Consider the following 13,771-nt stretch of genomic DNA (forward strand, 5'->3'; position numbering starts at 1 on the left):
TTGGCGCACGCCGCGGATCGCCCTTTCGCGAGCTTGCCCGCGCTGGCGGCGCAGCGCCCGCACAATCGCCGCACCATCGCTTCGCGCCAGCGTGGCCGTGCCACGCATCACGCCATCGCCGGCATTGCCCAGCGGTTCGGACCGGACCGGGGCTCAGGCGCTGGCGAAGTCGAACGCCAGCACCGCGGCGATCTGCGTGGTCGCGCGCAGCGCCATCAACAGGCGGTCCACGCCCATCGCCACTCCGGCGCAGTCGGGCAGTTGCGACAACACCGCCAGCAGGTGTTCGTCCAGCGGCAACTGCGGCAGGCCGCGCGCGGCACGCACGGCGTTGTCGCGCTGGAAACGCGCACGTTGCTCCTGTGCGTCGTTCAATTCGTGGTAGCCATTGGCCACCTCGACGTTGCCCAGATACAGCTCGAAGCGCTCGGCCACCGGCGGATCGTCGTGGCGGATCCGCGCCAGCGCGCATTGGCTGGCCGGCCAGTCGTGCACCACGGTCACCGTATCGGCAGCAAAGCCGGGCTGCAGACAGTGGGTCATCAGCAGGTCCAGCCAATCGTCGCGGGTGAGCCCCTGCGGATCGATGGCAATGGCCTGCAAGGGCGCGCGCAGCGCCTCGATCGGGTCCAGCAACGGATCGATCCCCAGCCGTTGGGCGAACAGCTCGCGGTAGCTCAGCACCTGCACCGTCGCCGTGCGGTCGACCAGCGCCAGCGCACGCTGCACCAACGCAACGGTTTCCTGCGCCAGCAGGCGATCGTCCCAGCCCACCCGGTACCACTCCAGCATGCTGAACTCGGGATTGTGCCGCCCGCCGGCTTCGCCATTGCGGAACACGCGCCCCAGCTCGTAACAATCGCCGACGCCGGCAGCGAGCAGGCGCTTGAGCGGATACTCCGGCGAGGTGCGCAACCAGCGCACCGGCGCGCCGGCATCCACATGCCCGCTGAAGCGGGTACTGAAGCTTTCGATGTTCGGCTCGGTGTTGCCGGCCTGCGACAGCACCGGCGTTTCCACTTCCAGCACGCCGCGCTCGGCGAAGAAGTCGCGGATCGTGGCATTGAGTCGTGCACGCAGCCGCAAGGCCGCCAGATCGATCCGCGCCGGATTCACGGCTGTTGCCCGTGTTCGCCCAGGAACGCCAGCAGGCGCGCCTCGTCCCAGATCTCCACGCCCAGCGATTGCGCTTTCTCCAGCTTGGAGCCGGCTTCCTCGCCGGCCACCAGGAAGGCGGTCTTCTTCGACACGCTGCCGGCGACCTTGGCGCCCAAGGCTTCGAGGCGTTGCTTGGCGGCATCGCGCGTCAAAGCGGCCAAGGTGCCGGTGATCACCACGGTCTGGCCGTCCAGTGGGCCGGCCTGCACCGCTGCGGCGTCCGGCAGCCGTGCCAGCACGGTATCCATCGCCTGCTGCGCGGCACTCGCCAGGGCAGCATTTTCCGCACGATCCAGCCACTGCAGCAGCGCGGCCACCACCGGCGCAGGCACGCCCGCCTGCTGCAAGGCATCGGCACCTGCCGTGCGCAAGGCATCCAACGATGGCACCGCGGCTGCGAGTTGCTGCGCGCGCACCGGCGTGACCTTGGGAATATCCATGTCTTCCAGCACGCTGGCCAGGCTCAGCGCCTCGCGCAGCTTGGGCGACGGCGGATGCGCATCGCCGATGCGCACGCCACGCTGCAGCAGATCGTCGATGGCTTTCTGATTACCGGGCTGATCGAAGAAATGCCCGAGCGAACGCGCCACCTCGCCACCGATATCGGGCACGCGCTTGAACAGCGGCCACGGCAGATGGCGGATCAGTTCCAGATCGCCGAACCAGGCCGACAAGGCTTTTGCAGTGCTCTCGCCTACGTGCTCGATCCCTAGCGCGAACAGGAACCGCTCCAGCGTGGTGTCGCGCGATGTCTCGATCGCCTCGATCAGGTTCTCGGCCCACTTGGTGGCGATCTTGCGGCGATTCCAGTCGAAGGCCGGCAGCCCGGCGCGCAGCAGATCGGCCTGCCAGGTCTGCGGCGCCTCGCGTTCGCCGGCAAGATCCACGCCGATACCGGCCAGGGTGGTCTCAAGCTGCGCGTACCCGCCACTGGCCAGATGCTCGCGCGCCTCGCGCAGGAAGGCATGCGGGCTGTCGGCGCTGCTGATCAGGCGCAACTGCAGCAAACGGTCCAGATCGAGCAGATACAGATCGGCCACGCCCTGCACCAGGCCGCTGTCCACCAGGACCTCGATGAACTTCTCGCCCAGGCCGTCCACATCCATCGCGCGGCGCGAAACGAAATGCCGGAACGCCTCCTTGCGCTGCGCCGGGCAGGTCAGCTCGCCGGAGCAGCGCCACACCGCCTGGCCTTCTTCGCGCACGATCTCCGAACCGCACACCGGGCACCGGGTAGGCATGCGCCATTCCTGCGTGCCTGACGGGCGCTGATCGGCAACCACGCCGGCCACTTCGGGAATCACATCGCCGGCGCGCCGCACGATCACCGTGTCACCCACGCGCACGTCCAGCCGCGCGATCTGATCGGCGTTGTGCAAGGTCGCATTGGTGACGATCACCCCGGCCACATGCACCGGTTTCAGCCGCGCCACCGGCGTCGCCGCACCGGTACGGCCGATCTGGATCTCGATCGCCTCCACCGTGGTGGACTGCTCCTGCGCGGGGAACTTGTGCGCGATCGCCCAGCGCGGCGCACGAGAGACGAAGCCCATCTCGCGCTGGCCGGCCAGATCGTCGAGCTTGTAGACCACCCCGTCGATATCGAAGGCCAGCGCGTCGCGCGCGGCGCCGATGCGCTGGTAGTACGCCAGCAAACCGTCGCAGCCCTGCACCACCTCGACCAGCGCGCTGACCGGGAATCCCCAGGTGCGCAACTGCGCCAGGATAGCCGAATGGGTCTGCGGCAACGCCCCGTCGCGCACCTCGCCCACGCCATAGGCGAAGAAGCTCAGTGGACGTTGCGCAGTGATGCGCGCATCCAGCTGCCGCAACGAACCGGCCGCGCCGTTACGCGGATTGGCCAGCACCTTGCCGCCGTGGGCACGCATCTGCGCGTTGTAGGCCTCGAAAGCGGCGCGCGGCATGTAGACCTCGCCGCGGACTTCCAGCACCTTCGGCCAGCCCTGCCCGCGCAGGCGCAGCGGAATCGCCTTGACCGTACGCAGGTTGGCGCTGACATCCTCGCCGGTGGCGCCATCGCCACGCGTGGCGCCCTGCACGAATTCGCCGTCTTCGTAGCGCAGGCTGATCGCCAGCCCATCGAGCTTGGGCTCGGCACAGAACAATGGCTGCGTGAGCTCCAGCCGTTCGCTGATACGGCGCACGAACTCGCTCACTTCCTCGTCGCTGAAGGCATTGCCCAACGACAGCATCGGCAGGGCATGGCGCACTTCCGCGAAGCGCGAGGCCGCCAGGTAGCCCACGCGCTGGGTCGGCGAATCGGCGCTGGCCAACGCCGGATGCTCCGCTTCCAGCGCCTCCAGCTCGCGCATCAGCCGGTCGTAGTCCACATCGGCCATCTGCGGCTCGTCGAGCACGTGATAGCGGTAGTTCGCATCTTCGATGCGGCGACGCAGGGCATCGATGCGCTGAGCGGGGTCCAGGCTGGCGGTCATACGGGGGCGGCAACGGCATGGGCGGCCGCATAGTCTACCGACGGCGGCCAGCCGTGGCCGTGGTGGTTGCGCGCGCGCCCATCCGCGCGCCCCATCGGCCGTCCGATCGCCCCAACGCGGCATTTCCCGATAGGCAGACCGGCACAAACCCGCTAGCGTGGCGCCCTGTTTGCCGCACCCTGCCCTGGAGTTCATCGTGTCGCTGCCCGTTTCGCGCCGTTCGTTTCTTGGTCTTGCCAGCTCCGGGCTGGCGGTCTCCGCACTTGGGTTGAGCCCGCCTGCCGGGGCAGCCCGCAAGCGCACCGCCGCACCGACCACTCCCGGCGTGGCGCCTGCAGCCGGCACGGTGTACCTCAACTACAACGAACATCCGCTCGGCCCATCGCCCGCCGCGCTGGAGGCGGCGACGCGTTCGCTGGCGCGTGCCGGCCGCTACCAGTTCGAGATGGAACAAGACCTGCGCAATCTGATGGCCGGCGAGCTGCAGTTGCCGAACGACCATATCGCGTTCTTTCCCGGTTCGAGCGACCCGCTCAATCGCAGCGGCGCACTGTTCACCTCGCCACGCGCGGGGCTGGTGATCGCAGACCCGACCTTCGAAGCGCTCGCCGATGTCGCGCTCGCGCACGGCGCGCCGGTGCGCCGCGTCCCCTTGCGCGCCGACGGCGCCCACGACGTCAAGGCAATGGCCAAGGCAGATCCGAACGCCGGGCTGATCTACGTCTGCAATCCCAACAATCCCACCGGCTCGATCACGCCACGTGCGGACATCGAATGGTTGCTGGCCAACAAGCCGGCCAGCGCGGTGCTGGTGGTCGACGAGGCCTACATCCAGTACAGCAACGAAACCTCGGTGGTGGAGCTGGTACGCCAGCGCCAGGACCTGATCGTGCTGCGCACGTTTTCCAAGCTGTACGGCATGGCCGGGTTGCGCCTGGGCGCGGCCATCGCCCCGCCGGGCCTGCTGACCAAGCTCGCCACGCTCGGCGGCAACCCGCTGCCGGTGCCGGCGATGGCCGCCGGCATCGCCAGCCTGCGCGACCCGCAGTTGGTACCGGCACGGCGTGCCGACAACGCACGCGTACGCGAGGACACCATCGCCTGGCTCAAGAGCAAGGGCTACGCCTGCCTGCCATCGCAGGCCAATTGCTTCATGGTGGACGTCAAGCGTGATGCCAAGGTGTTCGCCGATTCGATGCAGAAGCAAGGCGTCATCGTCGGCCGTAGCTGGCCGATCTGGCCCAAGCGCGTGCGCGTGACCGTGGGCACCGAGGCGGAGATGCTGCGCTTCCGTGAAGCGTTCGCCAAGGCCAAGCGCTGATCGCTCAGTGAAGCGAAGCACTTATCCCTTCTCCCCTCGGGAGAAGGTGCCCCGCAAGGGGAGGATGAGGGGGCGCCTCGGGAATCTGCCAGCGTCTGTCATGGCGAACGCGTCGCCACGCGCCGTCAGAATTGAATCACCGACTGCTCCGCTGCCACGCCCCGCACCCCTGCTCCGCACCCCGGCCCGCGCTTGCGGCGCGGGCGCTCCAAGGCCCGCGCGCCTACGGCGCGGGAGCCGTGCCTTCTCGCCCCGCAGGGAGAGGGGCTTTAGCGCGCAGCGTGAGCCGGATCCACAGATAACTGATGACGAAAGTCAGTGCCATCGAGCCGGCATTCCACAGCAGCAGTTCGTGCAGCATCGGCGGGCCCTGCAGGATGTGCAGGTAGTAGCGGCGATCCAGCAGCGCGATGGCGTGCGGCATGAATACGCTGATGAAAGGCGTGGGCACCGGCGCGACCAGCAAGGTGATCGCGGCAGCAAAGCCCACGACCACCCAGGGCGAATGTCGCGGGCGCTTGCGCAGACGCGTGGCGATCCTGGTAAAGATCCACAACAACGGCATCGCCAGGATCGCCCATAGCACCAGCAGCAACGCCACCGCCAGCACGCCCTGCAGACTCAACATGGGCTCAACTCACCAGCGCGGCGACTTGGTCAGCGGCGGCGCCTGGTGCTGGCGGTCGTAGGCGCGCAATTCGTCGCGGATATGCGCGACGCGCTGGCGGCCCAGGGCGTTGCGGCTGTCGTCCAGGACCACGCCATCGAGCAACTCGGCCATCCGCTGCACGGTCGGCAGCATCTTTTCCCAGGCGTCGAGCGCCGTCATCGGCGCCGGCAAGGTGAGGAAGAACGCGATCGCCGGCGTCTGCATCTCGCGGATGTTGGCCATGTCGAAGCTGCCGGGCTTGAGAATGCTGGCCATGCTGAAGATCGGCCCGCGCTCGGGGTGACCTTCCACCAGGCGGTGAAACACATTCATATGGCCGAATACCAGCCCGGTCTTCTCGGCGGCCACCACCACGTCTTCGCCACGCAGGATCTGCCCGGCCTTGGCCGCAACGAACAGCGAGACGATCTTGTCGAAATCCTGATTCGGGCGCTTGCCGACCTCGTTACCGCCGGCCGCGTCCTGCGCATCCAGATCGAGTTCGCTCTGCTCGACATCGCCTTGGGCACGCTCGGGGGCTGCATCGGAGCGGTCGGCATCGCCGGACATCACCGGCTCGCGCCGCTCGCGCGGCTGTCCCTCGTCCTTGTCGACCCGACGCCCCTGTGGCGACTTCTTCGGGCGGCCGAACAGGAAGATGGCCGCGACCAGCAGCAGCCCGGCGATCAGGATTCCGATCCGGATCATGGCCATGTCGGACATTCAGCGTGCCTCCGCAGTAAAGTGACAGGTGTCGTCATTCCGACAAGCATGGCACGTCATGCCGCACCCGCCAAACGGGCGGCCTCTTCCAGGTCCACGCTGACCAGGCGGCTGACGCCCGGCTCACGCATGGTCACGCCGGACAACTGCCGCGCCGCTTCCATGGTGGCCTTGTTGTGGCTGACGAACAGAAACTGCACCTTCTCGCTCATCTCGCGCACCATGTTGGCCAGACGGCCGACATTGGCTTCGTCCAGCGGCGCATCCACTTCGTCCAACAGGCAGAACGGCGCGGGATTGAGCTGGAAGATCGCAAACACCAGCGCCACCGCGGTCATCGCCTTCTCGCCACCGGACAGCAGCGAAATGCTGGACACGCGCTTGCCGGGCGGGCGCGCCATGATGGTCACCCCGGTATCGAGCAGGTCTTCGCCGGTGAGTTCCAGATACGCATGTCCGCCGCCGAACAGGCGCGGATACAGCGCCTGCACGCCGGAGTTGACGCGGTCGAAGGTGTCCTTGAAGCGGCCGCGGGTTTCGCGGTCGATCTTGCGGATGGCTTCCTCCAGCGTCTCCAGCGCGGTCATCAGATCCACGTTCTGCGCGTCCAGGTACTCGGACCGTTGTGCGGCCTCGCCGTACTCCTGGATCGCCGCCAGATTCACCGGTTCCAGGCGCCGCATGCGCCCGTCGATCTGGCCCACCGCCGCTTCCCACTCGGCGGCATTGGCCGCCTCGGGCAGGCCATTGACCACGTCCTCAAGCACGAACCCCGCCTTCACCACCGCAGCCGACAACTGTTCGGCGTTGAGCACCAGCGCTTGCTGATCGAGCTTGCGCTGGTTGATGCGTTCGCGCTGCGCCAGCGCCTGTTCGTCGCGTTGCTGGCGGGTCTGCTCGAAGCTGCGCAGCTCGCCGTCGATGCTGTCCAGCAGGGTGCGCGTTTCGCCGAGCACGCGCTCGGTGCGCACGCGCTCGCTCAAGGCGGCCTGGTGTTCGTGCTCCAGCGTCTCGACCGGCGAATCGCCTTCGCTGAGCTGTGACAGCAGGTCTTCCAGGCGCGTATCGAGCTGACCACGCTGGCTGTCCATGCGCTCCAGGGTCTGGCTGAGCGAGGCGATCTGGGTGCGCTGGGATTCCAGCGTGAGCGCCAGCGCATGCATCGCATCGCGCACCCCGCGCGCGGCATCGCGTGCCTGATCGCGCGCGTCGGTGAGCTGGCGGCGCTCGTTCTCCAGCGACTGCCGGGTGCCCTGCAGATCGCCCATCAGGGTGACCGCGTCCTCGAGCTTGGTGCGCGCTTCGCGCGCCTGCTCACGACTGGCATCCAGGGTTTCCAGCAACTGCGACAACTCGGTTTCGATCCGCTCGATGCGCGTGCGCGCCGCATCCACCTTGCCCTGCTGGCTCTGCAGTTGACCGGCCAGCTCGGACACGCTGCGATGGGCCATGTACAGCTGCCGCTGCGCATCTTCGCGCTGTTGCTCGGCCGCCAGCGACTGCTCGCGGAAGCTGGCGAGCCGGTGTTCGAGGTCGGCCTCGCGCTCCTGCAGCGTCTCGATCTGGGTACGCAACTCCTGGATCTCGCGCTCACGCAGCAAGGCGCCCTGCTTGGCCGCGCCCGAGCGCGATACACGCACCCAGCCCTCGCCCAGGCGTTCGCCATTGCGGGTGATCACCGAATCGCCTTCGGGCAGGCTGCGTTGCAGCGTGCGTGCCGCCTCCAGATCCTCGGCCGTGTGCAGGCGCGCCAGCAGGCGGCGAATCGCGATCGGCCCCTGTACCTTGGCGGCCAGCGAGGTCGGCGCGAAGTTCGCAGTGTCGGTGACGCCGGAAACCAGGGCGATGCGGCCTTCGCCCAGCTCGTCCAAGGCATCGACCAGCTGTTCGGGCGCATCCACCAGCACGCCTTCGATCAACTGCCCCAGCGCGCTTTCCACGGTGTTTTCCCAGCCGCTTTCGACCGTGAGGCGCTCGCCCACGCGCGCGGCCGAATCCAGTCCGCGCGCCTTCAACCATGCCACGGCCGCGCCCTGCTCCTGACCGAGCGCGGCCTGCTGCAGGGTTTCCAGCGACGACAGGCGGCCACGCGCAGCCTGCGCCTGCTTGCGCACTTCGGCCAACTCGCCCTGGCTGGCACGTTGCTGTTCCTGCAAGGCGGACAGGGTCTGCTTGCGGGCCTCCACCTGCTCGGTCAGCCCGTCCAGCGAAGCCTTCTGGGTTTCGTGGCGCAGCTCGATCTGCTCGAACGCCTCGGCCAGCGCATCCAGATCCAGCCCGGCGCGTTCATTGACCAGCGCTTCGCGGCGGCGCTCGGCTTCCAGCGACTGGCGGTCCAGGTAATCCACGCGCGTGCGCTCCACCTCGCCGGCACGCGAGGCTTCCCCGGTGTCGCGGTTGTGGGTCTCCCAGCGTTGCTGCCAGTCGGCCAGCCGCGCTTCGGCCTCGCGCAGCGCTTCCTGGCGGAACTCGTGGTCTTCGCGCAGCTGCTCCAGCTGCGGCTCGGCATCGGCCACCGCTTCGCGCAGCACGCTCAGCTTCGCCGAGTCCCCGCTGATGTGCTGGGACAGCTCCTGCAGCTGGCTCTGCGCCTCATCGCGCGCCTTGTGCAGGCGATGGGAGAGCTCGCGCTGGTGCTGGATCTGTTGCTCGATCCGCGCCAGCGCGCTACCCACCTGGTAGACATCGGCCTGCGCCTTGGCCACCGCTTCGGCGGCCTCCTCGCGGCGCACGCGCCCGGTTTCGATGCGCGCCTCGGCATCGCGCTGATCTGCGATCAGCTGCTGCAGACGCGTCTCTTCCTGGTTCAGTTTCTCCCGCAGGCCCTGCAACTGCCCGTCCAGAGCGCGGTACTCCAGCGCTTTCCACTCGGCGTCCTTGATCCGGCGCTCTTCCTGCAAGGCCTGGTACTGCTCGGCCTGGCGTGCCTGGCGCTGCAGGTGCGCCAGCTGTTTGGTGATCTCCTCGCGCAGGTCTCCCAGGCGGTCGAGGTTCTCGCGGGTGTGGCGGATGCGGGTCTCGGTTTCCTTGCGGCGTTCCTTGTACTTGGAAATGCCGGCGGCTTCTTCCAGGTACACGCGCAGGTCTTCCGGGCGCGCCTCGATGATCTGGCTGATCATGCCCTGCTCGATGATCGAATAGCTGCGCGGCCCCAGGCCAGTGCCCAGGAACAGGTCGGTGATGTCGCGCCGCCGGCACTTGGTGCCGTTGAGGTAGTACGCGCTGTTGCCATCGCGGCTGACCAGGCGCTTGACCGAGATCTCGTTGAACGAAGCGAACTCGCCGGAAATGGTGTGGTCGGAGTTGTCGAAGATCAGCTCCACCGTCGCCTGCGACACCGGCTTGCGCGCCGAGGAGCCGGAGAAGATCACGTCCGTCAGCGAGTCGCCGCGCAGGCGGCTGGCCGAACTCTCGCCCATCACCCAGCGCACCGCGTCGATGATGTTGGATTTGCCGCAGCCATTGGGGCCGACGATGCCGGTCATGTTGGTGGGCAGGTGCAAGGTCGTCGGATCGACGAACGACTTGAAACCGGACAGTTTGATCGTGGACAGGCGCATGGACGGGCGGGTTCCGGGCACCGCGCGGACCAGCCGGCAGGCGCTTTCCTGTGAAGCCGACGCCAAGCCCTTGATCGACAAGATCTACGGGCCACGCAACCGGCGATGGGGCATGAGTATAACGGGCGCGGTCGCTACGCTGCGGCCGGCCGTAAAACACGAAGGGCGCCTAACCAGGCGCCCTTCGGGTACTGCGTGCGGCGGTGATCAGACGTCGGATTCGACGATGACCTTGACCGAGGTTTCCACATCGGCGTGCAGGTGCAGCACAACGTCGTACTCGCCGACATTGCGGAATGCGCCTTCGCCCAGGATCACTTCGCTCTTTTCCAGCGGCAGGCCGGCGGCGGTGAAGGCCTCGGCGATATCGCGCGGGCCGACCGAGCCGTACAGCTTGCCTTCGGTCGAGGCATGCGCCGCGATGGTGACGCTGGCGCCTTCGAACTTGGCGGCACGGCCCTGTGCGTCGGCCAGAATGGTGTTGGCCTTGGCTTCGTACTCGGCGCGCTTGGCTTCGAACGCTTCGACGTTGGCAGCGGTGGCCGGCACGGCCTTGCCCTGCGGCACGAGGAAGTTGCGGCCGTAGCCCGGCTTGACGCTGACCTTGTCGCCCAGATTGCCCAGGTTGGTCACTTTCTGCAGAAGAATCAGATCCATGGTGGTACTCCGTTATTCGTTAGCGCCAGCACGATGGCGGGCGCAACGGGTGCTGTCCGAAAAGACGGGATTCGGGATTCGGGATTTGGGAATCGCAAGAGCGCGATCGACACCGCATCCCGAACCACCAGACGCCTATCAATTGATAACCCGCACATGGATGTGCGGGCTTTTGTGAGGAACTCACATACTACCGTGCGGGCTTTTCCGAGGGACTCGGATTAAACGTCGTGGTTGTCCGTGTACGGGATCAGCGCCAGGAAACGTGCGCGCTTGACGGCCGTAGCCAGCTGGCGCTGGTACTTGGACTTGGTACCGGTCACGCGGCTCGGCACGATCTTGCCGTTCTCGGTGAGGTACTGACGCAGGGTGTTGAGATCCTTGTAATCGATCTCCTTGACGCCCTCGGCGGTGAACTTGCAGAACTTGCGGCGACGGAAGAACTTGGACATGACAGCGCTCCTTAAGCGGCTTCGGCGTTGTCGCCGTCGGTATCGTTGGCGGCGGGGGTTTCGCCCTCTTCGTCGTCACGACGACGACGGTCGCTACGCTCGGGCCGGTCGCCCTTCTCGTCCTTGCTCTTCATGATCAGCGACTGCTCGGTGTCGGCGCCATCGCGCTTGACGACCAGGTGACGCAGCACCGCGTCGTTGAAGCGGAAGCTTTCCACCAGCTCGCTCAGCACGGCCTGGTCCACTTCGATGTTGAGCAGCACGTAGTGCGCCTTCACCAGGTTCTGGATCGGGTAGGCCAGCTGACGGCGGCCCCAGTCTTCCAGACGGTGGATGGTGCCGTTACCGCCTTCGATCAGCGACTTGTAGCGCTCGATCATGGCCGGGACCTGCTCGCTCTGGTCCGGATGGACCAGGAACACGACTTCGTAATGACGACTCATGTTTGTTTTACCTTTCGGATGTGGCCACGTGGGCCGGACAGCCCCCCGGTGGTCCGCGCAAGCGGCCGGTGGAGCAAGGGTTCCCGCCCGAGAGCCAGGCAGGAAGCTCGAAAGTATGGCAGCTCAGGCGTTTAGCCGCAACCGGCCGTCCAGCAAGGACGTTCTAACGCCCTCCCCCGCCGGGGCGAGAAGGCACGGCTTACGCGCCACTGGCGCATGCGCCTTGGAGCGCCCGCGCCGCAAGCACGGGCCGGGGGTTGAGTGAGGGTACGGGCAAAGCAGTCGTAGCGTCACTTCTGAAGGCGCGTGGCGACGCGTTTTTGATTCCGGGCACTGACAGATGCCTGGGGCACCCCCTCATCCGCCCTTCGTGCAACTTATCCCGCAGGAAAAGGGATAGCGCGCGTCGGCCGGCTCAGCGATGCTCGGCGTCGGTAGTGAAGCTCTCGCCGCATCCACATTCGGCAGTTGCGTTGGGGTTGCTGAAAGTAAAGGTCTCGCTCAGACCATGCTTGCCGAAATCGATGCGGGTGCCATCCACCAGCGGCAGGCTGACCGGGTCGACGAAGATGCGCACCCCACCCTGCTCGAACACCGCGTCGTCGTCGCGCGCCTCGCGCGCCAGGTCGGTGATGTGGCCCCAGCCGGAGCATCCGGTCTTGGTCACGCCAAAGCGCAGACCCAAGGCACCCGGGGTCTGCTGCACGAAACGCTGCACGCGCTCCAGCGCGGCGGGGGTGAGGCTGACGGCCATGGGAGCTCTCCGGAACGGTGGTGGCAAGTATAGCGAGGCCGCACATCACGGGTGGCAGGCCGGGTGGCGGGGTCTGCAACACATGGGGGCAGCACGCGCGCGCGACAAGCGGGCACCGGGCAAGCTGTTCAGATGCTCGCGCCAGCGCGGCCGCAGCCAGTAAACTCGCAGGTCATTCAAGGTCGCAACGGCGGGGAATAGTCATGACGGTGGTCAGCGTTGAACATGCGCTTGCGGGCAAACTGCCCGAAGGCGGCGAAGTCACGGTACGGGGGTGGGTGCGCACGTTGCGCGGATCTGCCGGACTGGCCTTCATCAACGTGACCGACGGCTCGTGCTTCGCTCCGATCCAGGTGGTGGCCAATGACACCCTGCCCAACTTCGACGAACTCAAGCGCCTGACCAGCGGCTGTTCGCTGATCGCCAAGGGTGTGCTGGTGAAGTCGCAGGGCAAGGGCCAGTCGTTCGAGATCCAGGCCAGTGGCGTCGAGATCGTGGGTTGGGTCGAAGACCCCCTGACCTATCCGATCCAGCCCAAGCCGATGACGCCGGAGTTCCTGCGCGAAGTGGCGCACCTGCGCCCACGTACCAACCTGTTCGGCGCGGTCACCCGCATCCGCAACTGCCTGGCGCAGGCGGTGCACCGCTTCTTCCACCAGAACGGCTTCAACTGGATCAGCACCCCGATCATCACCACCTCCGATGCCGAAGGCGCCGGGCAGATGTTCCGCGTGTCCACGCTGGACATGGTCAACCTGCCGCGCGACGCCGCCGGCAATGTGGATTTCAGCCGCGATTTCTTCGGCAAGGAGACCTTCCTCACCGTGTCCGGCCAGCTCAACGTAGAGGCCTACTGCCTGGCGCTGAGCAAGGTCTACACCTTCGGCCCGACCTTCCGCGCAGAAAACAGCCACACCACACGCCACCTGGCCGAATTCTGGATGATCGAGCCGGAGATCGCCTTCGCCGATCTGGCCGAAGACGCACGCCTGGCCGAACACTTCCTCAAGTACCTGTTCCGCGCGGTGCTGGACGAACGCGGTGACGACCTGGCGTTTCTGGCCGAGCGCGTGGACAAGAACGCGATCACCAAGCTCGAAGCCTTCATCAACGCGCCGTTCGAACAGATCGACTACACCGATGCGGTGAAGCTGCTGCAGAACGCCGGCAAGAAGTTCGACTTCCCGGTGGAATGGGGCCTGGACCTGCAGACCGAGCACGAGCGCTGGCTCACCGAAGACCACATCGGCCGCCCGGTGGTGGTGACCAACTATCCCGAACACATCAAGGCGTTCTACATGCGCCTGAACGACGACGGCAAGACCGTCGCGGCGATGGACGTGCTGGCGCCGGGCATCGGCGAGATCATCGGCGGCAGCCAGCGCGAAGAGCGCCTGGACGTGCTGGATGCACGCATGGCGCAGTTCGGCCTGGACAAGGAGCATTACGGCTGGTATCGCGATTTCCGCCGCTACGGTTCGGTGCCGCATGCCGGCTTCGGCCTGGGATTCGAACGCCTGGTGGTCTACGTGTGCGGGCTGAGCAATATCCGCGACGCCATCGCCTACCCGCGTGCGCCAGGCAGCGCGGAATTTTGA

At 66.8% G+C, this 13,771-nt stretch carries 11 protein-coding genes; 2 read left to right on the plus strand and 9 right to left on the minus strand.

Going from position 1 to position 13,771, the window contains the following annotated elements; genetic code table 11:
• Nucleotides 1–153: 153 nt before the first annotated feature.
• Both epmA and ligA read right to left on the minus strand, forming a co-directional pair.
• On the minus strand, nt 154–1,116 hold the full coding sequence (epmA, locus tag LL964_RS14685; protein WP_104587876.1) for an EF-P lysine aminoacylase EpmA: 963 nt from the start codon (nt 1,114–1,116) through the stop codon (nt 154–156).
• On the minus strand, nt 1,113–3,614 hold the full coding sequence (ligA, locus tag LL964_RS14690; RefSeq protein ID WP_104587877.1) for an NAD-dependent DNA ligase LigA: 2,502 nt from the start codon (nt 3,612–3,614) through the stop codon (nt 1,113–1,115). Before ligA ends, epmA begins: the two co-directional genes overlap by 4 nt.
• A 196-nt stretch (nt 3,615–3,810) precedes the next feature.
• Between ligA and LL964_RS14695 the strand changes: the two genes are divergently transcribed.
• The gene (locus LL964_RS14695; protein ID WP_104587973.1) at nt 3,811–4,935 is read left to right on the plus strand and encodes a pyridoxal phosphate-dependent aminotransferase; all 1,125 of its coding nucleotides are present in this window, start codon (nt 3,811–3,813) and stop codon (nt 4,933–4,935) included.
• Between the two features lie 223 nt (nt 4,936–5,158).
• Here the strand turns inward: LL964_RS14695 and LL964_RS14700 are convergent, their stop codons facing one another.
• The 7 genes from LL964_RS14700 to LL964_RS14730 all read right to left on the minus strand — a co-directional run bounded on the left by LL964_RS14700 (nt 5,159) and on the right by LL964_RS14730 (nt 12,173).
• On the minus strand, nt 5,159–5,563 hold the full coding sequence (locus tag LL964_RS14700) for a hypothetical protein (RefSeq protein WP_104587878.1): 405 nt from the start codon (nt 5,561–5,563) through the stop codon (nt 5,159–5,161).
• Between the two features lie 9 nt (nt 5,564–5,572).
• Nucleotides 5,573–6,307, minus strand: a complete 735-nt coding sequence (zipA, locus tag LL964_RS14705) for a cell division protein ZipA (protein WP_104587879.1) — start codon at nt 6,305–6,307, stop codon at nt 5,573–5,575.
• A gap of 56 nt (nt 6,308–6,363) precedes the next feature.
• Complete coding sequence (gene smc, locus LL964_RS14710; RefSeq protein WP_104587974.1) at nt 6,364–9,867, minus strand: chromosome segregation protein SMC; 3,504 nt, start codon at nt 9,865–9,867, stop codon at nt 6,364–6,366.
• A 207-nt stretch (nt 9,868–10,074) separates the two neighbouring features.
• Nucleotides 10,075–10,524: a 50S ribosomal protein L9 gene (rplI, locus tag LL964_RS14715; RefSeq protein ID WP_104587880.1), complete on the minus strand. Its 450-nt coding sequence runs from the start codon at nt 10,522–10,524 to the stop codon at nt 10,075–10,077.
• Between the two features lie 221 nt (nt 10,525–10,745).
• Nucleotides 10,746–10,976: a 30S ribosomal protein S18 gene (rpsR, locus tag LL964_RS14720; RefSeq protein ID WP_002804494.1), complete on the minus strand. Its 231-nt coding sequence runs from the start codon at nt 10,974–10,976 to the stop codon at nt 10,746–10,748.
• An 11-nt stretch (nt 10,977–10,987) separates the two neighbouring features.
• A complete protein-coding gene (rpsF, locus tag LL964_RS14725) occupies nt 10,988–11,419 on the minus strand; it encodes a 30S ribosomal protein S6 (protein WP_104587881.1) in 432 nt (143 codons plus the stop codon).
• Nucleotides 11,420–11,834: 415 nt separating this feature from the next.
• On the minus strand, nt 11,835–12,173 hold the full coding sequence (locus LL964_RS14730) for a HesB/IscA family protein (protein WP_104587882.1): 339 nt from the start codon (nt 12,171–12,173) through the stop codon (nt 11,835–11,837).
• Nucleotides 12,174–12,376: 203 nt separating this feature from the next.
• On the opposite strand from LL964_RS14730, the gene asnS reads away from it, so the two are divergent.
• Complete coding sequence (gene asnS / locus LL964_RS14735; RefSeq protein WP_104587883.1) at nt 12,377–13,771, plus strand: asparagine--tRNA ligase; 1,395 nt, start codon at nt 12,377–12,379, stop codon at nt 13,769–13,771.

Origin of the sequence: Xanthomonas melonis, assembly GCF_020783655.1 — a bacterium.
GTDB classification, from domain to species: domain Bacteria; phylum Pseudomonadota; class Gammaproteobacteria; order Xanthomonadales; family Xanthomonadaceae; genus Xanthomonas; species Xanthomonas melonis.